The organism is Mycetocola sp. TRD_SC_2 (genome assembly GCF_055361225.1).
In genome coordinates this window covers 1,011,152-1,035,647 of the sequence record NZ_CM143954.1, presented here as the reverse complement: position 1 = coordinate 1,035,647, position 24,496 = coordinate 1,011,152, and the positions used below count along the sequence as shown (strand labels likewise).

24 protein-coding genes are annotated in these 24,496 nt (G+C 65.4%); 8 read left to right on the top strand and 16 right to left on the bottom strand.

The features are described 5' to 3' along the window. Nucleotides 1-5: 5 nt before the first annotated feature. From ACWA1Q_RS04895 to ACWA1Q_RS04885, 3 genes are all read right to left on the bottom strand, one after another. Nucleotides 6-1,379 (bottom strand): MFS transporter, encoded by a 1,374-nt coding sequence (locus tag ACWA1Q_RS04895; protein ID WP_463759992.1) that lies wholly within the window; start codon nt 1,377-1,379, stop codon nt 6-8. 35 nt (nt 1,380-1,414) lie between these two features. Beyond that, nucleotides 1,415-2,464: an LLM class flavin-dependent oxidoreductase gene (locus ACWA1Q_RS04890; RefSeq protein WP_463759991.1), complete on the bottom strand. Its 1,050-nt coding sequence runs from the start codon at nt 2,462-2,464 to the stop codon at nt 1,415-1,417. 94 nt (nt 2,465-2,558) lie between these two features. Further along, nucleotides 2,559-3,038, bottom strand: coding sequence for an Lrp/AsnC family transcriptional regulator (locus ACWA1Q_RS04885; RefSeq protein ID WP_463759989.1), 480 nt, complete (start codon nt 3,036-3,038; stop codon nt 2,559-2,561). A 107-nt stretch (nt 3,039-3,145) separates the two neighbouring features. Between ACWA1Q_RS04885 and ACWA1Q_RS04880 the strand changes: the two genes are divergently transcribed. Further along, complete coding sequence (locus ACWA1Q_RS04880) at nt 3,146-4,369, top strand: trans-sulfuration enzyme family protein (RefSeq protein ID WP_463759988.1); 1,224 nt, start codon at nt 3,146-3,148, stop codon at nt 4,367-4,369. Between the two features lie 10 nt (nt 4,370-4,379). After that, the gene (locus ACWA1Q_RS04875) at nt 4,380-4,775 is read left to right on the top strand and encodes a DUF1304 domain-containing protein (protein WP_463759986.1); all 396 of its coding nucleotides are present in this window, start codon (nt 4,380-4,382) and stop codon (nt 4,773-4,775) included. Between the two features lie 2 nt (nt 4,776-4,777). Here the strand turns inward: ACWA1Q_RS04875 and ACWA1Q_RS04870 are convergent, their stop codons facing one another. Both ACWA1Q_RS04870 and ACWA1Q_RS04865 read right to left on the bottom strand, forming a co-directional pair. Next, nucleotides 4,778-5,305 carry an adenine phosphoribosyltransferase gene (locus ACWA1Q_RS04870; protein WP_463759984.1) on the bottom strand — a complete coding sequence of 176 codons (528 nt, stop codon included), beginning with the start codon at nt 5,303-5,305 and terminating at the stop codon, nt 4,778-4,780. A 3-nt stretch (nt 5,306-5,308) separates the two neighbouring features. Further along, entirely contained in the window at nt 5,309-5,683 is a 375-nt protein-coding gene (locus tag ACWA1Q_RS04865; RefSeq protein WP_463759982.1) for an FKBP-type peptidyl-prolyl cis-trans isomerase, read from the bottom strand. A 62-nt stretch (nt 5,684-5,745) separates the two neighbouring features. Between ACWA1Q_RS04865 and ACWA1Q_RS04860 the strand changes: the two genes are divergently transcribed. Continuing rightward, nucleotides 5,746-6,795 (top strand): hypothetical protein, encoded by a 1,050-nt coding sequence (locus ACWA1Q_RS04860; RefSeq protein ID WP_463759981.1) that lies wholly within the window; start codon nt 5,746-5,748, stop codon nt 6,793-6,795. A gap of 130 nt (nt 6,796-6,925) precedes the next feature. Here ACWA1Q_RS04860 and ACWA1Q_RS04855 read toward each other — a convergent pair whose 3' ends face one another. Beyond that, the gene (locus tag ACWA1Q_RS04855; RefSeq protein ID WP_463759980.1) at nt 6,926-7,984 is read right to left on the bottom strand and encodes a PrsW family intramembrane metalloprotease; all 1,059 of its coding nucleotides are present in this window, start codon (nt 7,982-7,984) and stop codon (nt 6,926-6,928) included. A 192-nt stretch (nt 7,985-8,176) separates the two neighbouring features. On the opposite strand from ACWA1Q_RS04855, the gene ACWA1Q_RS04850 reads away from it, so the two are divergent. Next, nucleotides 8,177-9,061, top strand: a complete 885-nt coding sequence (locus ACWA1Q_RS04850; protein ID WP_463759978.1) for a fumarylacetoacetate hydrolase family protein — start codon at nt 8,177-8,179, stop codon at nt 9,059-9,061. Nucleotides 9,062-9,069: 8 nt separating this feature from the next. Here the strand turns inward: ACWA1Q_RS04850 and ACWA1Q_RS04845 are convergent, their stop codons facing one another. From ACWA1Q_RS04845 to ACWA1Q_RS04830, 4 genes are all read right to left on the bottom strand, one after another. Further along, on the bottom strand, nt 9,070-10,566 hold the full coding sequence (locus tag ACWA1Q_RS04845) for an aspartate ammonia-lyase (protein WP_463760773.1): 1,497 nt from the start codon (nt 10,564-10,566) through the stop codon (nt 9,070-9,072). Between the two features lie 235 nt (nt 10,567-10,801). Next, nucleotides 10,802-11,662 carry a hypothetical protein gene (locus ACWA1Q_RS04840; protein ID WP_463759977.1) on the bottom strand — a complete coding sequence of 287 codons (861 nt, stop codon included), beginning with the start codon at nt 11,660-11,662 and terminating at the stop codon, nt 10,802-10,804. Between the two features lie 198 nt (nt 11,663-11,860). Next, nucleotides 11,861-12,757 carry a phosphodiesterase gene (locus ACWA1Q_RS04835; protein WP_463759975.1) on the bottom strand — a complete coding sequence of 299 codons (897 nt, stop codon included), beginning with the start codon at nt 12,755-12,757 and terminating at the stop codon, nt 11,861-11,863. 32 nt (nt 12,758-12,789) lie between these two features. Then, a complete protein-coding gene (locus ACWA1Q_RS04830) occupies nt 12,790-14,226 on the bottom strand; it encodes an NCS2 family permease (protein WP_463759974.1) in 1,437 nt (478 codons plus the stop codon). A gap of 167 nt (nt 14,227-14,393) precedes the next feature. Here ACWA1Q_RS04830 and ACWA1Q_RS04825 point away from each other — a divergent pair, with 167 nt between their 5' ends. Beyond that, nucleotides 14,394-15,671, top strand: coding sequence for a uracil-xanthine permease family protein (locus tag ACWA1Q_RS04825; protein WP_463759973.1), 1,278 nt, complete (start codon nt 14,394-14,396; stop codon nt 15,669-15,671). A gap of 90 nt (nt 15,672-15,761) precedes the next feature. On the opposite strand, the gene ACWA1Q_RS04820 is transcribed toward ACWA1Q_RS04825, so the two are convergent. From ACWA1Q_RS04820 to ACWA1Q_RS04805, 4 genes are all read right to left on the bottom strand, one after another. Then, nucleotides 15,762-16,094: a peptidase gene (locus tag ACWA1Q_RS04820; RefSeq protein WP_463759971.1), complete on the bottom strand. Its 333-nt coding sequence runs from the start codon at nt 16,092-16,094 to the stop codon at nt 15,762-15,764. Next, nucleotides 16,091-17,278, bottom strand: a complete 1,188-nt coding sequence (locus tag ACWA1Q_RS04815; RefSeq protein WP_463760771.1) for an anion permease — start codon at nt 17,276-17,278, stop codon at nt 16,091-16,093. The genes ACWA1Q_RS04820 and ACWA1Q_RS04815 overlap by 4 nt, the downstream gene beginning before the upstream one ends. Before the next feature lie 160 nt (nt 17,279-17,438). Beyond that, nucleotides 17,439-19,340, bottom strand: coding sequence for a DUF2207 family protein (locus ACWA1Q_RS04810; protein ID WP_463759969.1), 1,902 nt, complete (start codon nt 19,338-19,340; stop codon nt 17,439-17,441). A gap of 16 nt (nt 19,341-19,356) precedes the next feature. Then, nucleotides 19,357-20,196, bottom strand: coding sequence for an aldo/keto reductase (locus ACWA1Q_RS04805; RefSeq protein WP_463759968.1), 840 nt, complete (start codon nt 20,194-20,196; stop codon nt 19,357-19,359). Between the two features lie 30 nt (nt 20,197-20,226). Between ACWA1Q_RS04805 and ACWA1Q_RS04800 the strand changes: the two genes are divergently transcribed. Next, complete coding sequence (locus tag ACWA1Q_RS04800; protein WP_463759966.1) at nt 20,227-22,344, top strand: S9 family peptidase; 2,118 nt, start codon at nt 20,227-20,229, stop codon at nt 22,342-22,344. 82 nt (nt 22,345-22,426) lie between these two features. Here the strand turns inward: ACWA1Q_RS04800 and ACWA1Q_RS04795 are convergent, their stop codons facing one another. Beyond that, nucleotides 22,427-23,455 carry a 6-phosphofructokinase gene (locus ACWA1Q_RS04795; protein ID WP_463759964.1) on the bottom strand — a complete coding sequence of 343 codons (1,029 nt, stop codon included), beginning with the start codon at nt 23,453-23,455 and terminating at the stop codon, nt 22,427-22,429. A 138-nt stretch (nt 23,456-23,593) separates the two neighbouring features. On the opposite strand from ACWA1Q_RS04795, the gene ACWA1Q_RS04790 reads away from it, so the two are divergent. Continuing rightward, nucleotides 23,594-23,851 (top strand): mycoredoxin, encoded by a 258-nt coding sequence (locus ACWA1Q_RS04790; RefSeq protein WP_463759963.1) that lies wholly within the window; start codon nt 23,594-23,596, stop codon nt 23,849-23,851. A gap of 59 nt (nt 23,852-23,910) precedes the next feature. Further along, nucleotides 23,911-24,120, top strand: a complete 210-nt coding sequence (locus tag ACWA1Q_RS04785) for a hypothetical protein (protein WP_463759961.1) — start codon at nt 23,911-23,913, stop codon at nt 24,118-24,120. Between the two features lie 19 nt (nt 24,121-24,139). On the opposite strand, the gene ACWA1Q_RS04780 is transcribed toward ACWA1Q_RS04785, so the two are convergent. Beyond that, nucleotides 24,140-24,496, bottom strand: a complete 357-nt coding sequence (locus ACWA1Q_RS04780; protein WP_463759960.1) for a DUF6804 family protein — start codon at nt 24,494-24,496, stop codon at nt 24,140-24,142.

Here is a 24,496-nt window from a genome sequence, read left to right as displayed (position 1 = left end):
GCGCGTCAGACCCTCGAGACCTCAGGCGGAACGAACTCGTCGAGCGACTTGCCCCGCTTGTCAGCGAGCCGCAGCGACGCGCCCGCCGCGACGAGGAAGAACGCGGCGAACACGCTGAACAACAGGACGTTGCCGCCGAACCCGGTCAGCAGCGGAACGGCAAGGGGAGCGAGAATCGACGCGATCCGCCCGATGCCCGCCGCCCACCCGGCCCCGGTGCCGCGGAGTTCGGTGGGGTACAGCTCGGGTGTCACCGCGTAAAGCGCGCCCCACGCCCCGAGGTTGAAGAACGACAGCAGCATGCCGGCTCCGATGACCTGCCACTCCGCCCCGGCCAGCCCGAATAGCACCGCGGAGACGGCAGAACCGGTGAGGAAGACGGCCAGCGTCTTGTTCCTCCCCCATTTCTCCACGAGCCACGCCGCCACGAGGTACCCGGGCAATTGCGCAAGCGTGATGATGAGGGTGTATCCGAACGAACGCACGAGTGAGAACCCGGATGCCACGAGGATCGTCGGCAGCCAGACGAACGCACCGTAATAGGAGAAGTTCACGCAGAACCAGACCAGCCAGAGGGCGGCCGTTTGCACCCGGTGGGGTCGAGCCCAGAGCGCGGCGACCTGGCGTCGCGCCGTCAGCCTTGGCTTCGCGGGCACATCAACGATCTCGGCCGGCTGCGCCGGTGGCGCAACCCCGGCGGAGCGCTCGAACCGCTGCACCGTCGATTCAGCTTCGGCGATCCGGCCCCTCGACTCGAGGAACCGGACGGACTCGGGCAGGCCGAACCGGACCACGGCTGCGTAGAGCGCGGGAACAGCACCGATGGCGAGCGCCCAGCGCCAGCCCTCGGAGCTCGCGGGCACGACGACGAAACCGATGATGGCCGCGAGCGTCCAGCCAACTGCCCAGAACGCTTCGAGGAGCACGATGATCCGGCCGCGGATCCGGGGAGGGGCGAATTCGGAGACGAGCGTTGACGCGACGGGCAGTTCCGCGCCGAGCCCGAGGCCGACGACGAAGCGGAGCGCGATCAGCACGCCGACGGACCAGGAGAGCGCCGAGGCGCCGGTGGCGATGCCGAAGATCAGAAGCGTTATCGCGAAGACCTGACGCCGGCCGAGCCGATCGGCGAGGAGACCCCCGAGGCTTGCCCCGATCGCCATGCCGATGAACCCCGACGAGGCGATCCAGCTCAGCTCGGGCCCCGTGAGACTCCAGGTGACGGCGAGCTGTGCGAGCACGAAGGAGATGAGCCCGACGTCCATCGCGTCGAGGGCCCATCCCATACCGGAACCGACGAGCAGCTTGCGATGCTCCCTGGTGAACGGCAGAGCATCGAGCCGGGACAACCGCGAGTTCGGGCTTTCGGGTTCGGTCATCTGTTTATTCTGCCCCGTGTTCGGCCCGCGCGCGGTCAGGCAGCCGGGACGAGCGCCAACTGCTCCGCGAGAAGACGCAGCGTGCTGGCCCTCCCTGGGGTTCGGTTGGCGGGGTCGGCGTCGTGCGCGGATGCGCCGGGAGATACCATGACCTCGTCGACGTCGAACCTCTTGGCCAGCTCCCGCACCCGTCGTGCAGCGGCCTCCGGCTCATCGATGATCCAGCTGCCGAGCGATGCGGCGATGAACTCATCCTGAAGTGGCGTCATCGTGGTCGCTTTCGCTTCCTCCACCGTGGCGAGTCGGCCGAGCGGCTCGTTGGTGCGCAGCCGAGCCATCATCTGCAGGTTCGGAAGGGCCAGCTCATACGCTTCGGCTGCCGTCGGCGCGACGACCACGTTCGCGGTCACGAACGTGCGCGGGGCGGCGAGCAGGTGTGACGGCTGGAACTGCGAGCGGTAGATTTGGAGCGCACGCTCAGCGCCGGCCCCGGCGAAGTGGTGGGCAAACACGTAGGGAAGGCCAAGGGATGCCGCGAGGGTCGCCGAATAGTCACTCGACCCGAGCAACCACATGTCCGGGGTGCTCGTCGCGGCCGGTGTCGCGCGCAACTCGTATTCGGTTCCGCTCGTGAGCCGGACCGTTGCGCCCTCGTCGCTGAGGAGAGCGGCGATGTCGCTCACGTAGTTCGGGAAACTGTTGACGTCGCTCGTCGCGCCCGACCGGTTGAGAACGGCCGTGACGACAGGGTCACTTCCGGGGGCACGTCCCAGGCCGAGGTCGATCCGACCCGGCGTGGCTGCCTCGAGGAGGGCGAATTGTTCGGCGACGACGAGGGGCGCGTGGTTCGGAAGCATCACACCGCCTGATCCCACCCGGATCCGCTTCGTATGGGCCGCAAGGATTCCGATGATCACGGCGGGGTTGGTCGACGCCACCGACGGCATGTTGTGGTGCTCGGCCACCCAGTAGCGCTCGAAGCCGAGCTCGTCGGCGACCTGCGCGAGGTCGATTGCTGCGGCGAGCGCCTCAGCGGAGGATTGACGCGAACGGACCGGGACCAGATCAAGAACAGAGAGTTTCACACACACAACCTTTCGGTAAGTCCAAGTGCCGACCGCTGCTCTTCATTCCCGAACGGACGCGTTCGCTCGCGTCGCGGTGACGGCATCCGACCTGCTAGGCGAGCAGTTGCTGCCAGCCGGTGCCTGCCGCGTGCTCGAAGACGAGGTTCGTCTCGGTGTGGGCGACGGCCGGGTGCCCGGTGAGGTACTGCACGACGAACTCACGGAGGTCGGCGGTGCTGCGTGCTGCGACGTGCATGAGGTAGTCGTCACGGCCACCCATGTGGAACATGGAGAGCACTCCGGGCCAGGTCGGAGCCTCCCGCCGGAACTTCTGGATATCCGCGCGGTTGTGCTGGGCCAGCTGGACGGCGATGAGCGCCTGGAGCGGCGCTCCGAGGACGGCGAGGTCGATGTCTGCGTGGTACCCCGTGATGTGGCCTGACTGGTGCAGCCGGCGCAGCCGGAGCGAGACCGTCGATTCGGCAAGGCCGAGGTCCGTTGCCAGCTGCGACCCCGATGCCCTGGCGTTCGTGGACAGCGCACGCAGGAGAGCTCGGTCAGTACTGTCGAGTTGTGGCTTCTTCGGTTCCATGACTGCTTCCCATCGGAGCTATGCATTTTCTGCGGTGAAAATACCGTCTTATCAGAGTAGCTTCCAGAGCCCTTGTGCGCGATCGAAGATGATGCTGAAATTCGGGTATGCTCAGCGACGACGCACGATTCGAGACCCTCGCGGTCCACGGCGGGATGGGTGGACTGCGCGATGCGGGTTCGCACGTTCCTCCCATCGATTTTTCCACCACCAATCCCCTCGCGGGAATCGAGAGCGGCGGCGACTCGTACGAGAATCTGGCGACGGGGCATCCGCTCGAGCCGGGAGCGTCCGCCGTCTACCAGCGGCTCTGGCAACCGGGAGTCGCGCGCTTCGAAGCGTCGCTTGCCGCGCTCGAAGGTGCAGAGGGCGCCGTGGCATTCAGCACGGGCATGGCCGCGCTCTCCGCTGTCCTCCTCGCGTGTGTTCGTCGCGGCACCGGCCACGTCGTCGCTTCGCGTCCGCTGTACGGAGGAACCGACCACGTACTCGAGGCAGGGCTGCTCGGCACGACGGTCACCTGGTGCGATCCTTCTGAGATCGCTGCGGCCATCCGACCCGACACGGGACTCGTCCTGATCGAGACACCGGCGAATCCGACCCTTGAGCTGCTCGATATCGCGGATGTCGTCGCCCAGGCCGGGAGCGTTCCCGTCATGGTCGACAACACCTTCGCCTCCCCCGTTCTGCAGCAACCGATCCGGCACGGAGCCACACTTGTGCTGCACAGCGCCACGAAGTTCCTCGGCGGGCACGGCGACGTCATGGGCGGCGTGGTTGCCGGCCCGGAATCGTGGCTGGAGTCCCTGCGCCAGGTCCGTGCGCTGACCGGCGGCGTGCTGCATCCGATGGCCGCCTACCTGCTCCACCGAGGCCTTCGCACCCTCGCTGTGCGTGTGCGTGCCCAGCAGGAGACGGCGGCGCTTCTCGCCATCCGGCTCGGTGAGCATCCGGCGGTCGTCCGGGTGCTCTATCCCGGCTTACCTGGTAACGACCCTGACGCCCTCATCGGACGCCAACTCGCCGGCCCCGGGTCGATCCTCGCGCTTGACCTCGGCACATTCGCCGCCGCTCGCGCATTCACCGAAGGATGCTCCCTTGTCACCCATGCCGTGTCGCTCGGCGGCGTGGACTCGCTCGTCCAGCACCCCGCGTCACTCACCCACCGGCCCGTCGCTGAAGAGGCTCGACCGGGTGCCGGCATCGTCCGGCTGTCGATCGGGCTCGAGCACGTGGAAGACCTCGCCGCCGATCTGCTGCGAGCTCTCGACGCTGCCCAAGCCAGCGGCATCCGCGCGGGAATGCTGACAAACCCTGTGTGGTCGCAATAGGCTCAGCCGCATGGCCATCCTGATCACGATCGCAGCAACCCTGTCGGCCGCAATCCACGTGCTCATCTTCTACTGGGAGTCACTGGCCTGGACGCGACCGGCGGTGTGGAAACGTTTTGGGATCGCGAGTGCTGAAGACGCGCAGGCGACACGGGTGTTCGCCTACAACCAGGGTTTTTACAACCTGTTCCTCGCCATCGGCGCCCTCGTTGGGTCGGTGCTCTACGGGCTGGGAGCGACCGACGCCGGTTTCGCCCTCGGGCTGTTCTCGGTGTCGTGCATGCTCGCCGCGGCGATCGTGCTGGTGACGAGCGGTCGCGGGCGCGTCACTGCCGCGGTGGTTCAGGGAGTGTTCCCCCTCATCACCGTGGTGCTCTACATCGTGAGCTGGTCGACCGAGCGCTGATCTCAGGCCGGTTCAGCGACGATGGCGTACACGTCATAACCGGCGAGCTTGTCGCGTGCGCCGAGGCCCTGCAGCTCGAGCACGAGACCCATACCGGCGACCGAATAGCCGGCGCGTTCGATCAGCCGAGCGGCAGCCGAGCAGCTGCCACCGGTGGCGAGGACGTCGTCAAGAACGAGGACGCGCGACCCTGCGGCGAGCTGCCCCGGCTTGATCTCAAGCGTTGCCGTTCCGTATTCGAGGGCGTAATCCTCGCTGAGGACCTCCCCGGGCAGCTTGCCACCCTTGCGTACGGCGACGAGGGGCTTGCGTGCGGCGTAAGCGAGCGCGGCGGCGAGGAGGAAGCCACGGGCTTCAACTCCTGCCACCGCGTCGAAATGACCGGAGAACCGCGTCGCGAGGTCGTCGATGACGGCTGCGAAAGCATCCGCGTCGGCGAAGACGGGCGTCAGGTCACGAAACACGATCCCGGGCTTCGGAAAGTCCGGGATCGTGGTGCTTCGTTCGAGAACGAGCTCAGAGACGTTCAAGCGCTACTTCACTCCGAGGAGGTCGATGACGAAGATGAGGGTCTGGCCCGAAAGCGGGTGGTTGCCGCCCGCTGCGCCGTAGGCGAGGCTCGGCGGAACGGTGAGCTTGCGGCGTCCGCCGACCTTCATGCCGGGGATGCCTTCCTGCCAGCCCGCGATGAGGTTGCGGAGGGGGAAGTTGATCGATTCGCCGCGGCTCCAGGAGGAGTCGAACTCGTCGCCGGTGTCGTAGGAGACACCGAGGTAATGCACGTTCACGGTGGAGGAGGCGTGAGCCTCGTCGCCCTCACCGATGATGAGGTCGACGACCTCGAGCTCGGTGGGGGCGGGGCCCTCAGGGGCGTCGATTTCGGGCTTGGTGTTCTGCGATTCGGTCATGGGACCATCCAACCCCCTCACCGCCCACGCGTCAAAGTGAGCGCGCCGATAGGCTCGTGCGGGTGATCCTCAGAGACTACTCGGCCCTCACCCGCCCCGTCGCGCCGGACGAGGTGAAAGGGTTCCGCGAGTGGGCCCGCAACTCGGGATGGATCAACACGGCACGGGCACCGATCGCCGTGGCGAATGTCATCGTGCTCGTGTTCGTCGGGGGCTTCTTTTTTGTCGTCCTGACGACCATGTTGTCGGTCGTCACCTCGGCGCTCGCCCACTCCACCGTCGCCGTCATCCTCGTCCCGCTTGTCATCCTCGGTATTCTCGCGGCGGTCGGCTTCGGCGCGTGGCGGGCGTGGGCAGGCAGCGCGGCAACCTGGGAGAAACGATTGCGCCTGCGTGAGTTCGCCGCCGACCGCGGTGCGACATACGCAGGCTATCTCCCTACTCCCCCGTATCCGGGAATGATCTTCGAGCTGGGTTCCGACCGGCAGGCCTACGATTCCGTTCGCGCGGCATCCGGGCGACCGCTCGACATCGCGAACTACCGCTACACGGTCAGACGCAACAAGAGCTCGACGGTCTACCGCTGGGGGTATCTCGCTTTGAAGCTGGACCGCCGGATGCCCCACATGGTGCTCGACGCCACGAGCAACAACCTGCTGGTGGGCTCGAACCTGCCGCGCTCGTTCGGCAAGGACGCCGCACTCTCGCTCGAGGGCGACTTCGATCGCTACTTCACCCTGTATTGCCCTCCCGAGTACGGCCAGGACGCGCTCTACGTGTTCACCCCGGACCTCATGGCCCTCCTCATCGACGAGTCATCGGCGTTCGACGTCGAGATCGTCGACGACTGGATGTTCGTCTACTCGACCCAACCGTTCGACCTGCTGGAGCCGGCGGTGTGGCAGCGACTCGACCGGATCGTCGACACGGTCGGGTCGAAAACGCTCCGTCAGACCCACCGCTACGCGGATGACCGGGTTGCGGACCCGCGCCTCAACATCGTTGCCCCGCAGGGACGCAGGCTGAAGCGTTCGGTCGGCCCTGGCGTCGTCATCAGCATCCTGATCGCCGTCGCGTGGATCGGTTTCCAGGTCTTCATGGCACGGTTCTGAACGGAAAAAATCCTTGCACTCGCAGCCAAGTCGGTGCATGCTGAGAACAGAACAACTCATCGCCCCGTCGACCTGCAGGCAGTGCCGCGGCACAGGGCGATGAGTTGGTTAACGGGGGTTTTTTCAGGCGTTACGGCGCGAGCAGCCGACGCCTCGCCTCCGTCACCGCGGCCAGCAGTTCGGCCTCTGACGCCCGGTGGACCAGCGCGTTTCGACCGGTGATCATCCGCTGGCGCGTCATGGCCAGCCGCGTGGCATCCCGGGTGAATGCGGCCATCGCCGGGCCACGGTTGCCGGGGAGTCTCCGTGCCCATGCACCGGCCTGGCGCCTGCCGGGCCATGTGGCGAGCATGTCGACTTCTGCCGGGGTGAACCAGCCGGCCGCAGCGTACTCCCCGAGCCTCGCACGGGTGAGCCGGATCTCATGGCGCCTGACGAGCACCGTCATGATGATCAGGGCGATGAAGATCGGAACCTGGACGAGGACGAAGTAGGACGCGTACGACTCGAACGAGTTGACGAGGTAGGTGGCGCCGTTCCAGAGTGCGTGCAGGAAGATCGCCCCGACCAGCCCGACGAGTGCATAGCCGATGGCACCGACGCCCAGGTGTTTCCGCGCGGCGAGGCCAAGCACGAGCCCGATGAGGACGGTGAAGGTGGCGTGGGCGAATGGCGACATGATCGCCCGCATGAAGAAGGTGAGTCCCAGTTCGGCCGGGCCGCCCTCGGCGAGGGCGAGACCGAAGTACTGGATGTTCTCGGTGAACGCGAAGCCGGCGGCGATGACGATGGCGTAGACGAGTCCGTCGACCACCCCGTCGAAGTGCCTGCGGGCGGCGAAGTAGAGGATGACGAGTCCGAGCCCCTTCGCGATCTCCTCAACGATGGGAGCCTGAAGGGTGGCGCTCAAAACCGCTGCGGTGGGTTGACCCGTCGTGAGGAGCGCGGCGATCTGGACCCCCAGGTCGACGAGCAGGGCGATCGCCACCGATGCTGCAGCACCCCAGAGGAACGCGAAGACGAGAGCCAGGCGCGGCTCCGGCTCCCAGCGATCGATCCACGCAACAGCACCAAGAACGATGGCGAGCGGGATGAGCGCCGCCACAAAGCCGATGAAGACAGCGCCGGGTCCGAGGAACACCGTGAGGTAGCCGAAGACGACGAGCAGAACGATCGCGAGAATCGCCACGCCGATAATTCCGAGGAGCGCGCCCGTTGGCCGCGGAGGTACCGGACTGCTCCAGACCGGGTGGGCAGGTTCCGGCGCTCGAACAGGTTGGGGGTGTTCCGGTGGCGAGTACGACATTGGAACAGGGTAATGGCTGGCGTGCTGCCTGCGGGAGCCGCCGACCGGCATCCGTGAGTCGGATAGCCTAGACGGGTGAGATTCTCGCATTTCGTCGATGAGGCGAACACCCACTCCCCTATCCGGCTCGCATTGGTCCACGGCGACGGCGCCCTGTTCCTCGACGAGATTCTCGACGAAGCACCCGCCTCGCTCCAGCAGTTGATTGAGCGCGGTGACGACGAACTGCAGCGCGTGCGCAGCCACGCCGAGCTGGTCATCAGCCAGGGCGTTGAACTCACGCCCATCGGTAACCTTCGGCACGCATCCGCCGTGCTCAACAACACACCGCAGGTCATCGCGATCGGCCTGAACTACTCCGCGCACTCCAGCGAGCTCAACCTCAAGGCCGACAAAGCGCCGACCGTCTTCTCGCTCTGGCCCAATTCGCTCACCGGGCACGACGGCACCACGTCGTGGCCGCGCTCGCTCAGTGAGTCCATCGACTACGAGGCCGAGCTCGGCGTCATCATCGGCAAGCCCGCGAAGGACGTGTCAGAAGCGGATGCGCTCGACTACGTTTTCGGGTACACGGTCGTCAACGACATCACGGCCCGCGACATCCAGTACTCAGAAGCCCAGTGGTCGAGGTGCAAGTCGTTCGACGGCTTCACCCCGACCGGACCCGTCGTCGTCACGCGGGATGAGGTGCCGGATCCGCAGAACCTGCACATCACGACGGTGCTCGACGGTCATCTCATGCAGGACTCGTCGACCGCGCTGATGATCCGCTCGGTCGCGACGCTGGTGTCATACCTGTCTCGCTCGGCCACGCTGCTTCCCGGCACGCTCATCTCGACCGGAAGCCCCGGCGGCGCCGGGTACTCCCGCGACCCGCAGGTGTTCCTTCGCGACCGGTCGACGGTCACGGTGTCGGTGGAGGGCGTCGGCCGCCTCACCACCCACTGCCGGATGACCTGAGTCGTGCCCTAGGGCTGGCCGCTTCCCTCGAGGCTTGTGTGGACTTCGCCCTCGGTGCTCTCCTCCACGAATCCGTCGATGACCGGGATCGCGGTCGTGATCGACTCGAGGCCGGAGAGCCGCGCCGGTGACAGCTGCCGGGTGACTTCTTCGCGCGTCATCAGTTCGGACTCGACGACGAGGTCGGCGATGTTGCGCCGGGTGAGCAGAGCGGTCTTCGCAAGAGCTGCGGCGGCCGAGTAGCCGATGAACGGGGTCAGGGCGGTGATGACACCGACCGAGGAACCGACCATCGTCTCGAGTCGCTCTTCGTTCGCGGTGATCCCGTCGATGCAGTTGATGCGGAGGGTGTGGCAGGCCTGCGCCATCCACGTGATGCTCTGCATCAGGGAGTGGGCGATGACCGGCTCGAAAGCGTTGAGCTGCAGCTGGCCTGCTTCGGCCGCCATGGTGACGGTCATATCGGCGCCGACCACCGAGAACGCGACCTGGTTGACGACCTCGGGGATGACCGGGTTCACCTTGCCGGGCATGATGCTCGACCCCGCCTGGACGGCGGGAAGGTTGATCTCGCCGAATCCGGCCTGTGGCCCGCTGGAGAGCAGGCGCAAGTCGTTGCAGATCTTCGAGAGCTTGATCGCTGAGCGCTTGAGGGTGCCGCTGAACGACATGAAGCCGCCAGCGTCGCTCGTGGACTCGATCAGGTCCGGCGCCGTTTCGAGGCTCAAGCCGGTGATCTTGTTCAGGTGAGCGACGACGACGGAGGCGTAGCGGGGGTCCGCGGTGATTCCCGTTCCGATGGCTGTGGCGCCGAGGTTGATCTCGGCGAGCAGCCAGCGGGTTTCGATGAGGCGGGCGTGGTCCTCGCCGAGTGTCGTCGCGAAGCCGTGAAATTCCTGTCCGAGAGTCATCGGAACGGCATCCTGAAGCTGGGTGCGTCCCACCTTGAGCAGGTGACGGAACTCGGCGGACTTGCGCGAGAACGAGTCCTGCAGGCGGGCGAGCTCGTCGAGGAGTGTCTGAAGTGAGAACGACAGCGCGATCTTGATCGCCGTCGGGTAGACGTCGTTCGTGGACTGACTGCGGTTGGTGTGATCGATCGGCGAGATGAAGCCGTAGTCGCCCTTCGGCCGGCCGGCGATTTCGAGCGCGACGTTGGTGATGACCTCGTTCGCGTTCATGTTTGTCGATGTTCCTGCGCCGCCCTGGATCACGCCGACGACGAACTCCTCGTGGAACTCACCGTCGATGATGCGCTGGCAGGCCTGGTCGATCAGTGCGCCCTTTTCGGCACCGAGCACGTCGAGCTCGACGTTGGTGCGGGCGGCCGCCTGCTTCACACTGGCGATCGCGACGATGAGGGCAGGGTAGACCGAGATCGGTCGTTTCGAGATCGGGAAGTTCTCCAGCGCTCGCGCCGTGTGGATGCCCCAATAAGCGTCCGCGGGAATCTCCATGCTCCCGAGCGAATCAGTCTCGGTGCGGGTTCTCTCATCCGTCGTCATCGGGAACTCCCTCTCCTGTGGTTCTATCTCCAGGCCGCGGTTGGCGGGTGTGATCAGTCTCACTGTGGCTCCATTGCCTTGTCGTCGAGTGCTTGTGGCGGGACCCTCCCGACTTTACCCGCCTTGTGGGCGGGGCGGGCTGGCCCGACTGGCAGAACTGCTCTACGCGATCGCCACACTGTCATACGGGATCGAGATTGCAGTAGGGGCCTGAAAACCTTGACTTTTCGGGCCACTACTGGAATCTCGATTGACGTGCGGCCCTGAGAGCACGAACTCGCGTGATGAACGTGACCGGGGCGACGTAGAGGTCATCGCTGGTGACGCGCACGGTTCTCCACCCGTGCTCCGCAAATCGTTCACGCCGGGCGATATCGCGGCGAAACTGCGCGGGGCTCGTTCGGTGATAATCGCCCTCGTATTCGAACGCGAGCTTCAGGGCGCGATAGGCAAGGTCCGGCCTGCCCAGTCGCTCGCCCGTCGACGAGTAGATCGGTTGGTTGATCTCAGGCTCCGGCAGGCCGTTGGCGAGGAACAACAACCTCAGATGTGACTCGGGTCGCGAATCGACGTCGGTGCGCACGCGTGGGAGAGCCCAGCGCAACTTTGCGAGCCCACGGGCGCCGACCATCGGTTCAATGGCTGAACGGAGTTCATCGATCGTGGCCAGCCGCGGTTCCCGCCCGTCAGGGATCACCCGCCCGGAGATGAGGTAATCCCCGACCGCGACCAGATCCTCGCGGTTGAGGAGCGAGGCGAGCTGAATCCATGCTTCGACCGGATCGACGATCGGCAGGCCGGCGATGCTCCGGACGCGCCGGGAGAGGGTGTAGCTGTGGCCAACGATGCCGCGCGATCGGGCCGGGTGCCGCCCGGACGGTACGGTGACGTGCAGACGTGGATCGTCCTCGAGGTGGCGAGGCAGCGGCATCCGGTACATCAACGCAGCGGTCGTTGAACAGAACACGTCGCCGTCCTGCATCCTGGGCAGAAACATCCGGCACCGGTCGACGAGCGAGCCAGTCGCCGTGTCCACCGCGCGGATGCCACGATATGGCGACTGAACGTCGCGGCCGCGCAGGCGGTTGCGTGACAAACCATGAGCGTCATCGGTGCGGAACGCGGTTCCGCGCCGCTCAGGAGGAAGAGGTACTCGCCGAGGCATGCGGTATACCCTGCCAGTGGTTCAGCCCGCCGAGAGGTTGTCCACAGCACTGCGACGCTGCACTTACCGAGGTGCCAGTAGTGGCCCAAAAAAGGCGGCTTTTTGGGCCACTACTGCAATCTCGAGCGGTCAGCGCTTGCGCGAGAACGCTTCCACGCGCTCCTCCGGGCTCAGCGCCTCCATCTCGGCGATGAACTCGGCCGTGAAGAAGTCAGATGTCGCAAAGTCGCCGATCGGCACCACCGAGTGGGTGATGCGGTCGTCATACACGTGCAGCAGGTTGAACGACTGCCCACCATCCATACCGTTGGTCGAGCGCGGCGGGTTGCCGAGGTTCATCGTGTAGCACGTGGCAGCTGCGACCGACACGGGGATGCCCGCGAACATCGCCGACATCGCGTAGTGCAGGTGCCCGGCGAGGATGGCGCGCACATCCGTTCCGCGCAGCACCGCTTCGAGGCGGGATTGATCGCGCAGCTCGAGCAGGTCGAACAGCGGTTGCGGCGCGGGCGCAGGCGGATGGTGCAGACCGACGATCGTGCCCAGCTCGGCCGGGGTCGAGAGTTCAGCAGCGAGCCACTCCAGCTGCGCGTCATCGAGCTCGCCGTGGTGAAAACCGGGCACACTCGAGTCAAGGCCGATGAACCGCAGCCCGCCGAGGTCCCAGACCCGGTCGATGGGCGCATCGGATGCCTCCTGCCGCAGCAACTCCCGTCGCATCGGCCCACGTTCGTCGTGGTTGCCCATCAGCCAGATGAGTTCTGCCCCCAGCCGCCCGGCGACCGGCTCCACCCGCTCGCGGAGCCTCGCGTAGGCATCCGTCTCTCCGAGGTCGGTGAGGTCACCAGTGAAGACGAGGGCAGACGGCCGGATACCGGTCGCCTCGACCTGGGCCAGCGCACGCTCGAGGTTCGACTCGGTCGTGATCCCGCCGTGCAGCGGAGCTCCCCCGGCGAGAAAATGGGTGTCGCTCAGGTGCACGATCACCTGTCGTGCTGGTGGGTACTGGCCAAGCTGAAGAGACATGCGCCCAGCCTAACCAGCACCCCCGACGCGAATCAGGCGAAGAGCATCTCGATCGGTCCGCGGGCGAAGTAGACGAGGAATCCGACGGCCACGACCCAGAGCAGCGGGCTGATCTCTCGTGCCTTGCCGCTCAGCGCGCGCAGGATCACCCACGCGATGAACCCTGCGCCGATGCCATTGGCGATCGAGTAGGTGAGCGGCATGATCGTCACGGTGAGGAACACGGGCAGTGTCGACGAGAAGTCGGTCCAGTGGATGTCGCGGATCTGCGCCATCATCATCGCACCGACGAGAACGAGGGCAGCGGATGCCACTTCGCTCGGCACGATGCTCGTCAGCGGCGTCAGGAACATGGCGAGGATGAACAGCACACCGGTGACGATGTTCGCGAGACCGGTACGCGCGCCCTCACCGATACCGGCGCCTGACTCGACGAAGACGGTGTTCGACGAGCTCGACGTCGCACCACCGGCGACGGCACCGATGCCCTCGACGATGAGCGCGGACTTGAGGCGGGGGAAGTTGCCCTTTTCGTCGGCGAGGCCGGCTTCCTTGCTGAGGCCGGTCAGCGTGCCCATGGCGTCGAAGAAGTTGGTGAAGACGAGGGTGAAGACGAGCATGAGCGCGGCAAGGATGCCGATGCGCTCGAAGCTGCCGAAGCTGAAGGCGCCGATGAGGCCCAGGTCAGGAGCGCTGAAGATCTGGGTGGGAAGCGCGGGAACGGTGAGTCCCCATCCGCCGGGGTTCTCGCCACCGTTCGAAGCACCGACCGGGAAGAGCGTCTCGGCGACGAGAGCGAGAACCGTGCCGACGAGGATTCCGATGAGGAGCGCGCCCTTGACCTTGCGTGCAACGAGAACACCGCTGACAAGGAGGGTGAGCACGAAGATCACCGTGGGCAGGGTCGCGATCGATCCACCCGAGCCCAGGCCAACCGGCGGTGACGCCTGGCCGGTGGAGGTGACGAGCCCGGCGTTGACGAAGCCGATGAAGGCGATGAAGAGGCCGATACCGACGGTGATCGCGATCTTCAGCTGGATCGGGACGGCTTCGAAGATGAGGCGGCGAAGCCCGGTCGCTGCGAGCAACACGATGAAGAGACCGTTGATGACGACGAGGCCCATGGCTTCGGCCCAGGTGACCTGGCCAACGACGCTGAACGCGAGGAAGGAGTTGATGCCGAGCCCTGCAGCGAACGAGAACGGCAGGCGCGCGACGAGGCCGAAGAGGATCGTCATGACACCGGCGGTCAGAGCCGTGACGGCGGACAGCTGTGCGAAGTCGAGCGTGTTTCCGTCGATGTCGACGCCGCTCGACAGGATGATCGGGTTGAGGATGACGATGTACGCCATCGCCACGAACGTGACCAGTCCGCCGCGCACCTCGCCGCTGAACCTCGAGCCTCTCTTCGTGATTTCGAAAAAGCCGTCGATGCGGTTCTTGAGTGTGGGCGCAGTTGTCGATGCCACGGAGGGGCCCTTCCAGGAAATGGGATGAGGACGACACCAGCGGAAGCTCTCGCGGTGCGCCGACGAACAGCTTATTGCCAGCCGCAAGCTCGTCTGCGCACGCGGCCGAAAAGTCGGTACGGTATCGGAGGGCTTCTGCCCTCCTCCCCTCCCCGAAAGAAGTACGCATGGCGCTGCCCTGGACACTGCACGGCGACGGAAAGAACGTCGGAGCACACGAGGTCGTCGGCCCGGCCGAACGTCTCACCTGGCCACGGATGATCGGACTCGGCGCCCAGCACGTCGTCGCGATGTTCGGGGCGACGTTCCTCGTCCCCATCCTCACCGGCTTCCCGCCGTCGACAACCCTCCTCTTCTCCGGGTTCGGGACGATCCTGTTCCTGCTCATCACGAAGAACCGGCTCCCCAGCTACCTCGGATCCTCGTTCGCCTTCATCGCTCCGATCACGGTCGCGACGACGGCGCAAGGCATGGGGAGCGCGCTGTTCGGAATCGTCATCGTCGGCATCCTCCTCGCCCTCGTCGGCCTGCTCGTGCAGGCCACGGGCATCGGCTGGATCAATTCACTGATGCCGCCCGTGGTCGCCGGCGCGATCGTGGCGCTGATCGGCTTCAACCTCGGCCCTGCGGCCTGGAACAATTTCAAGGTCGCGCCGCTCACGGCGACCATCACCCTGGGCGCTGTCGTCCTGGCATCCGTTCTGTTCAAGGGGATCCTCGGACGGATGTCGATCCTCGTCGGTGTCGTCGTCGGCTACATCGCCGCCGTCCTGCTCGGTGAAGTGAAGTTCGACGCTGTCGAGAAGGCGGCGTGGATCGGGCTGCCGGAGTTCAACAGCCCGTCGAACCCGTTCACCAACCCCGAACTCTGGGCCATCCTGCCCGCGTTCCTGCCCGTCGTGCTCGTGCTCGTGGCTGAGAACGTCGGCCACATTCGCGGTGTCGCGCAGATGGTCGACGACCAGTCGGTCAACAAGCTCACCGGTCGGGGCCTTTTCGCCGACGGCCTCGCGACCGTGATCGCCGGTTTCGGCGGCGGTTCCGCCACGACGACATACGGCGAGAACATCGGCGTCATGGCTGCAACCAGGGTGTACTCGACGGCGGCGTACTGGGTCGCCGGTATCTTCGCAATCCTTCTGGGGCTCTCGCCCAAGGTCGGCGCTGTCATCAACACGATCCCCGCCGGCGTCCTCGGTGGTGTGACGACGGCCCTGTACGGTCTGATCGGCATCATCGGCGTGAAGATCTGGCTCGACAACAAGGTCGACTTCTCGAAGCCCAAGAACCAGTTCACCGCGGCGACGGCGCTCATCATCGGCATCGCCAACTACACCTGGCAGTTCGGCGACGTCGTCTTCAACGGAATCGCCCTCGGCACGATCGCAGCGATCGTGATCTACCACGTGATGAACGTGCTCGGACGGCTCCGCGGCACGGACTGACCGCCCGGGTCGGAACGTTTTCACGGCCCGGAATCAAGAAACGGCGCGGACCCGACAGGGTCCGCGCCGTTTCGTCGTTGTGCGGGCGTATCAGCCGTGCAGAGCCGGAACGATGAGGTAGATACCGAACAGGACCGATGCGGCGCAGATGGCGAAGCATCCGTATGCCGCGAACTGCGCGATCCGCTTCTGGAGCGGCGACAGCGGATTCTTCCGAGCAGCTTTCGCGGCCTTCTTCTCCGCCGACTTGATCTCCGCGGCGGTGAGCACGGTGATGGCATCCGTGAAGGTTGCCGGGCTGACGACAGGTACACGACCGGCACGCACAAGGAGCTTGAGCCCCAGTGAGTAGGAGCCGACGACCACAACGGTGCCCGTGAGTGCCGCCGCGAGCACGATGACAAAACCCATCCAGTCGATCACTTGGCCACCTTCTTCGATTCAGCCTCAGGCTCGGGCTCAGGGGCGATGACGACGGCTTCACCGGATGCCGCAACGTCGCTGACGACGTTGTGGTGCCCGATCTTGTCTCGACGCGACCACAGGAAGATGAAGAGGATCGTGCCGACGCCGACGACGGCATCCACGATGATTCCCCCTGTGCCGAGCTGGGCAACGAGTGCGGCGATGGCACCGACGGCTCCGGCAGCGGGAAGCGTGAGCAACCAGCCGACACCGATGCGACCGGCCGTCTTCCACCGCACGGTCGAGCCGCGGCGGCCGAGCCCGGAACCGATGACGGAACCCGAAGCGACCTGCGTCGTCGAGAGCGCGAAACCGAGGTGGCTGGAGGCGAGGATCGTCGCGGCGGTGCTGGTCTCAGCAGCGAAACCCTGGGCCGGCTTGACGTCGGTGAGTCCGGTTCCGAGCGTCTTGATGATGCGCCAGCCGCCGACGTAGGTTCCGAGGGCGATGGCGAACGCGCAGACAACGACGACCCAGAACTGAACGCCGTCATTCGGCGATTGGAGATTGACCGAGATGAGGGCGAGGGTGATCACACCCATCGTCTTCTGGGCGTCGTTGGTGCCGTGCGCCAGGGCAACGAGCGACGAGGAGAAGATCTGGCCGTAGCGGAAGCCTGAGCGGCCATCGGGCTTGTTGTCGTAGCGGCGGGTCACTCCGTAGGCCAGCTTCGTCGCGATGTACGCGATGAGCGCGGCCGTGAGCGGCGCGAGGAGCGCGGGGAGGATGACCTTCGACAGAAGTACACCGAGGTCGATCGCGCCAGTGCCGAAGCCGACGAGGGCGGCTCCGATGAGACCACCGAAGAGCGCGTGCGATGAGCTGGACGGCAGGCCGAGCAGCCAGGTCAACATGTTCCAGACGATCGCGCCGATCAGCCCGGCGAAGATGAGCTCAGGGGTGATGAGCACCCCGTCGTCACCCTCGCGGATGATCCCGCCTGAGATCGTCTTCGCTACTTCCGTGGAGAGGAACGCTCCGATCAGGTTCAGGATCGCAGCGAGTCCCACGGCGACCTTGGGCTTCAATGCGCCCGTTGCGATGGGTGTTGCCATCGCGTTCGCTGTGTCGTGGAATCCGTTGGTGAAGTCGAAGAAGAGGGCGAGTGCTATGACAAGCACGATGATGAGGGTGATTTCCACCGGCATAGTTCTCTGAGTAGGGACTCCCCCGCTCACACGTGTGCCCGGAGAAAATTCACCGGGAGTTCATAGATTTGGGGTTGCCAGTTGAGGCGGGCGTATGAATGATTACACCCCTCGGTTTGTGCGTCAACTTGACACTCCCGGTGCGGCAAAACCCTCAGCGTCCGCCTCCGCCTCCTCCGCCACCGCCGCCGCCGGAGAACCCGCCGCCGGACGATCCACCGGAGCTGCTCGCGGTCGCACTCGCAGACCACGGCGTCGATGATCCCGATGAGGTGGAGAACGTACCCAACCCCGACGTGAATGACGCGGCGTGGAACCCGGCGCTTCCCGCATACCAGTCGGGGTTGCTGCCCGCCTGCTCGTAGTACCGCGCGAGCTCGGCCGTCCACTCCTTCTCTATTCCCCACAGCACCGCGAACGGCAGAAGCTTCTCGTAGAACTTCACCATCTGCATGGTGTTGCGCGGGTCGACAGTGTCCTCGACGCTCACCCGCTCGGCGCCGGACGGACTCTGCAGCATCGCGATCCGGTCGGCTTCGGCAAGCGCCAGGTAATCGCGAAGACCGAGCAGATAGTCGCGCACCTCCGCGCCCTTCGGTGTCAGCGCTTTCCTGGCGGTAAGGGCGATGTAGGTGCAGATTGCGGCGATCAGCCCGACGGCGGCCGAGATCGCGACCCAGGCATTGATCCCGTACATCGCCGCGGCGGCGATGAGGAGAGCGAAGAGTGACAGCATCACGAAGGTGGCGACCAGCGCGAACGAGCGGCCACCGGTCTTCTTCATGACCCGATATCCTCCCTCGACGGATAGTCGTGGTGCGGCTGCGACCAGCCCCTGCACCTTTCGAGCCAGCTTTTCGTCCGTGGCGCTCAGCTCCTTGATCGCGCCCGGTTTCCGCTTCTTCCCGAAGAGGGCGTCGAGGGTCTTGAGGTCGGCGGGCGAGGCACCGTCATTGGTGAGGAACTGCAGGCGGTAGTCTCTCTTCCCCTTGCCCAGGAGCCCCTTCTCCTCCCCTTCGTCGAGAATCCGCAGGTTACGCCGCACGGCGAGGCTGAGAAGAAGCGCGGGCATCGCCTTCGCCGTTTTACCGATCAGGTCGGCGGCGACGAAGATGTCGAGGTGCTTCGGGACCGAGTACTGGGGCACGATGATTCCGCGGCCGGGAGCATCCGCTGTCCTCTTCCTCCGGATGATCAGGGCCCCGACGAGTGTTCCGAGACCAAGGGCGGCGATCCCCGCCGGCACCACCGTGAACACGGGCCAGGTCGAGGGGATCGTCGGCGTGACGAAGGTTCCCTTGTCGAACGCGATAGCCAGGGAATAGTTCTGGTGCGGGTTGATTGACCCCCGCGGTGTTTCGAACACGGTCGCGCCGTTCTCGGTCCTCTCGGTGATCTCGCACCGGTAGTCGGAACCATACTCACCCTGGTAACACGCGGACGCACCGGTCAGGGCTCCGGCAAGTTCCTCCGGTACCACGACGCGCATCTGCGCGTCGAGGAACGCCTGCGACCATCCGGTACCCGGTGAATCCCAGTAGAACTCGTCGACGTTCGTGTCAGCGAACACGCGAACGACGTCTCGCTGTGTGTACTCGATCACGTAGGTTTGCGTGCCCTGCACGTAGTCGTCGGTGCCAAGGGCGAGCTGGATGAAGCCGTCCTCCCTCTCGCCGTCGTCGTATTCGACCGGGTTGCCATCGGCATCCGTCACCGACACGATCTTTGTGTGCAGGTTCACGCCGAGATAGCCCTCGGGGATCGCCCGGACGATGCCCTTGTTCTGGTCGAAGTCCGGGAACTCGGCCACGAAGGTCTCAACCGATCTCAGCGTGGAGCGACCTTCGTCGTCGATCCCGAGGGTGTATTCGCCCTCGAACCAGCTGAAGGCGAAGTTATTGACGTTCGGCTCGTCGTCGGTCGCTGCCGCTGCGCCCAAGCCCGGAGCGATCACCGCCCCCGCAATCAGAGCTCCGGCCACAGCGACGGATGCCGCGACGCGCGCAAGGAAAAAACGAACGGACGGTCGCGAAACAGTACTCGGCTCAGGCGTCATGCCCTCAGCCTATGAGCTACATCTCTTCGTGCGTGTTCGGGTCGCCGCCGAAGAGGCGGCCGTCGGCGCGCCCGAGTCCGGTGATCGCAGCGATCTCCTCCGTGCTCAGCTCGACCTCGGGAATGTCGAAGTTGAGCCGCTGCCGGTCCGGATTCCCTGACTTGGGGATGGGTACGACGCCGCGCAACTGGTGCCAGCGCAGCACAACCTGGCTGGCGCTGATGCCATGGGTTGCCGCGATCTCCTCGATGAGCGGCTCCGAGTACGGGGCCGCACGTTTGCCAAGGGGGCTCCATGCCTCGGTGACGATGTTGTGTTCGGCGTGGAAGGCGACGAGCCCCTCCTGCGGGAAGTACGGGTGGAGTTCGATCTGGTTGACCGCCGGCAGCACACCGGTCTCGGCGCCGAGCCTTTGAATGAAGTCGCGGGTGAAGTTGGAGACTCCGATCGAGCGGACCCTGTGCTCCTTCTGCAGTTGCACCATCGCCTTCCAGGACTCCGTGAACTTGCCAACACCCGGGTTAGGCCAGTGGATGAGGTACAGGTCGATGGTGTCAACGCCGAGCGCTGCGATGGATGCGTCGAAGGAGCGGAGGGTTTCGTCGAACCCGTGGTCCCTGCCGGGCAACTTGGTCGTGACGGTGATTTCGCTGCGCGGCAGGTCGGATTCACGGATCGCCTTGCCGACAGCATCCTCGTTTCCGTAGTTGACCGCGGTGTCGATCAGCCGGTAGCCGATATCGAGTGCGCTGGCGACAGCATCCGTTGCTTCCTGACCCTTCATCGGGTAGGTTCCGAACCCGATCGCAGGAATGGAGTGGCCGTCGGACAGAGGGAGAGTTCGCGTTGTGCTCATGCTCCGACCCTACGCCGGTAGCGTTGAGCCATGGCTTCTCTTGTCCCGCCCCGCGCGGCGATCCACCCCACCGAACGGCTTCACCACGGCGACCTGGTCGTCGACAACTACGAATGGCTGCGCAACAAGGAGAGCGACGACGTTCTCGCCCACCTCACCGCTGAGAACGCGTACACCGAGCAGGAGAACGCTCACCTCGATGGGTTGCGGCAGCAGATCTTCGGTGAGATCAAGGACAGGACCCTCGAGACCGATCTCAGCGTTCCCGTGCGCGAGGGCAACTGGTGGTACTACGGCCGCAGCGTCGAGGGCAAGGAATACGGCATCCATTGCCGCGCCCCGATCGCCGACGCTCTGGACTGGACTCCCCCCGTTCTCACACCCGGCGTCGACGTACCCGGCGAACAGGTGCTTCTTGACGGCAACGTCGAAGCCGAAGGCCACGAGTTCTTCTCGCTCGGCTCGTTCGACGTCTCCCGCGACGGCGAACTGCTCGCGTGGGCCGTCGACACCGACGGTGACGAACGGTTCACCCTCCGCGTCCGAAACCTCCTCACCGGTGAGGACCTCCCGGACGAGATCCACAACACGTCGCACGGTGCGACGTTCTCCCCCGACGGGCGTTTCGTGTTTTACACGACCGTCGACGAGTCGTGGCGCCCGCACACGCTCTGGCGGCACGAAATCGGAACCCCGACACGCGCAGACGTCGTCGTCCTGTCGGAGCCTGACGAGCGGTTCTGGGTCGGCGTGGGCGTGACCCGCAGCGCCCGGTACATCGTCGTCGTTGTCTCGTCGAGCGTCACAAGCGAATGGTTGCTGATCGACGGGCAGGATGCCACGACCGACCCCCGCGTCGTCTGGCCGAGGCAGGACGATGTGGAGTATTCCGTCGAGCACGCCGTGATCGGGGGCGAGGACTGGCTTCTCGTGCTCCACAATGCGGGCGCACCCAACTTTGAACTCGTCGCCGTGCGACCGGATGCTCCCGGCACCGGTCCCGGGAATGCCACCGTTGTGCGCGCCCACAGCGGCGAGGTGCGGCTCGAGGATGTCGAGGCGTTCGCCGGGCACCTCGTGTTCGGCTACCGGCGTGAGGGTCTCTCCCGCCTCGGCATCACCGTGCTGGACGGGGTCAATTCCCCCGAAGCGATCGACATTCGGGAGGTCTCGTTCGACGAGCCCCTATACACGGTCGGTGCTTCGGCGAACCCGGAGTGGGAGCAGCCGACGGTTCGCCTCAGCTACGGCTCCCTCGTCACCCCAGCGACCGTGTACGACCTCGACGTCGCGACCCAGGAGCTCACCCAGCTCAAGCAACAGCCGGTGCTCGGCGGGTACTCCCCCGACGACTACGAACAGGCTCGCGAATGGGCGACGGCAGACGACGGCACCCAGGTGCCGATCTCCCTCGTCTGGAAACGCGGCAACCCGCGGCCCGCGCCGCTCCTGCTCTACGGTTACGGTTCATACGAGGCGAGCATGGACCCCGCCATGTCGATCGCCCGGTTGAGCCTCCTCGACCGCGGAGTGACTTTCGCCATCGCCCACGTACGCGGCGGCGGCGAACTCGGCCGCGCCTGGTACGAAAACGGCAAGACTCTCACCAAGAAGAACACCTTCACCGACTTCGTCGCGTGCGCGAGGCACCTGATCGACTCCGGGTACACGACACCCAATGCCCTCGTCGCCGAGGGCGGGAGTGCCGGCGGTCTCCTGATGGGTGCGGTCGCGAACCTCGCACCGGAACTGTTCGCGGGGATCCTTGCCGAGGTTCCCTTCGTCGACCCGCTCACGAGCATCCTCGACCCGGATCTTCCGTTGACCGTGATCGAGTGGGACGAGTGGGGCAACCCGCTCGAGAATCCCGATGTGTACGCCTACATGAAGTCGTACTCGCCCTACGAGAACGTGCGCGGCGACGTCTCCTACCCACCGATTCTCGCAGTGACGAGCATCAACGACACTCGCGTGCTCTACGTTGAGCCGGCGAAGTGGGTTGCTCGACTCCGCGACGTCGGTGCTCCTGTCCAGCTCAAGATCGAGATGAGCGCCGGGCACGGCGGTGTGAGCGGTCGGTACAACGCGTGGCGCGAGCGTGCTTTCGAACTGGCGTGGGTGCTCGACACTCTTGGTCTCGCTGACTAGATATTTGACAACGCAAAGGGCTCTCAAACAAGGGTTTGAGAGCCCTTCACGTTAGTTGGACGCCGGCGTCGCGTCGAAAGCTTTACCCGAAGAGAATTGCGGCTTCGTCGTAACGCTCCTGCGGAACCGTCTTGAGCCCGCCCAGGGCATCTTCGAACGGAACATTGACGAGGTCGGTTCCGCGGAGAGCAACCATGGTTCCCCACTCTTCCTTCATGACCGAGTCGATCGCCGCCATGCCAAGGCGCGTGGCGAGCACCCGGTCGTAAGCGCTCGGAACGCCTCCGCGCTGCAGGTGGCCGAGGACGGTTGCGCGCGATTCGATGCCCGTGCGCTCTTCGATGATCGGGGCGAGGACGTCGGCGATGCCGCCGAGCCTCGGGCGGTTGAACGCGTCGAGGCCCTTTTCGGAGTGCGCGCTCTCCATGGTGTCGAGGGTGAAGCCCTCGGAAACCACGATCACAGGGGCGCGGCCGCGGTCACCGACGCTCTTCGCCCAGGCGCAGATCTGGTCGACGGACTGCGCCTGCTCGGGAATGAGGATGGCGTGGGCGCCGGCAGCCATACCGGCGTGCAGTGCGATCCAGCCGACGTGACGGCCCATGACCTCGACGACCATGCACCGGCGGTGTGACTCACCCGTTGTGCGCAGGCGGTCGATGGCCTCGGTGGCGATCTCAACGGCGGTGTCGAAGCCGAATGAGTAGTCGGTGGCGTCGAGGTCGTTGTCGATCGTCTTGGGGACGCCGACAATCTTGAGTCCGGCATCCGTCAGCCGCTTCGCTGCCGCGAGGGTTCCCTCGCCACCGATGGCGATGAGTGCATTGACGCCGAGGCGGTCGAGCGTGGCCTGGATGTTCTCGGGCCCACCGTGGGGTCCTTCGAACGGGTTGGTGCGGCTCGTGCCGAGAACGGTGCCGCCCTGCTTACCGAGACCACGGACGCTGTGCCGGTCGAGCGGCATGGTCAGACCTTCGACGACACCCTTCCAGCCATCGCGGATTCCCACGAATTCCTGATTGTGGATCTTTGTGCCCTTGAGCACAGCACCTCGGATGACAGCATTCAGGCCGGGGCAATCGCCGCCGCTGGTGAGCACACCAATTCGCATAAGTTATGTTCCTCGTGGATCCGGGGGGAATGAAAAGGGCAGCGACGTTGCTGCATTGAGGATAGCGTGAGACACGGTCACTTCGCTGGCCAGTGGTCTTCGTACCCCGAGTGGCCCCACCCGAAAAGGATTTTCTCCATGGATTTCGTCCCCGCAGACGGCACAATCACGATGTTCTCGACCACGTGGTGCGGCTACTGCAGCCGCCTGAAGTCCCAGCTCGACAAAGCGGGAATCGGGTACACCGAAGTGAACATCGAAGAGGTCCCCGGCACGGCGGACCTTGTCGCGAGCCTCAACGGCGGCAACCAGACCGTTCCGACGGTGATCTACCCGGATGGAACCTCCGCGACGAACCCGTCGCTCCTCGCGATGAAGGCCGCGCTCGGCGCCTGATTCACATCGGCGCGCGCAAGGCCCTTGGTGCACGCGTTTCGCGGGCGTAGCCTCGAGCCATGACACACACCGAAAGCAACGACCCGCTGAGCGACTTCTCCATCCCGCAGGACGCGGACATCGTCGCCGATGACCCGGGAACGGGAGACGGCGGCGAGCCGGTCGCCGAGGACACGGGCGAGGACGCCGACCAGGTCGCCGAGAATCCCGCCGTAGACGCCGGAACCCCGGAAGAGGCCGAAGACCTCACGCCCGAGCCAGGGGCGTAGCACCGCACAAGAACCAGAGTCAGCGGGCGGGCGAACCGCTCGCTGACACCGGTACCCGGATCATCAGCCCGGCCGCGACGAAGAAAATCGGCGCGATCAGTTGCGCGGACATCCAGCCGACTCCGCTCAGCCCGAGCGGAAGAACCGGGTTCCACAGCACGATGACCGGCACGAGCACGAGCAGCCACCACCACGTGCGCGCCTGAATCGCGAACCACGCGATGATGACGGCGAGCACAGAGATGACATAGTGCACGACGATGAACCACGTACTGTCGATCAGGGCTATGCCAACGAACAGGACGATCCCCGCGAGGATGCCGGGGGCGAGGGCCGGGCGGGTGAAGTCCGGTTTGGCGGGCGCTGCCTTCGCCAC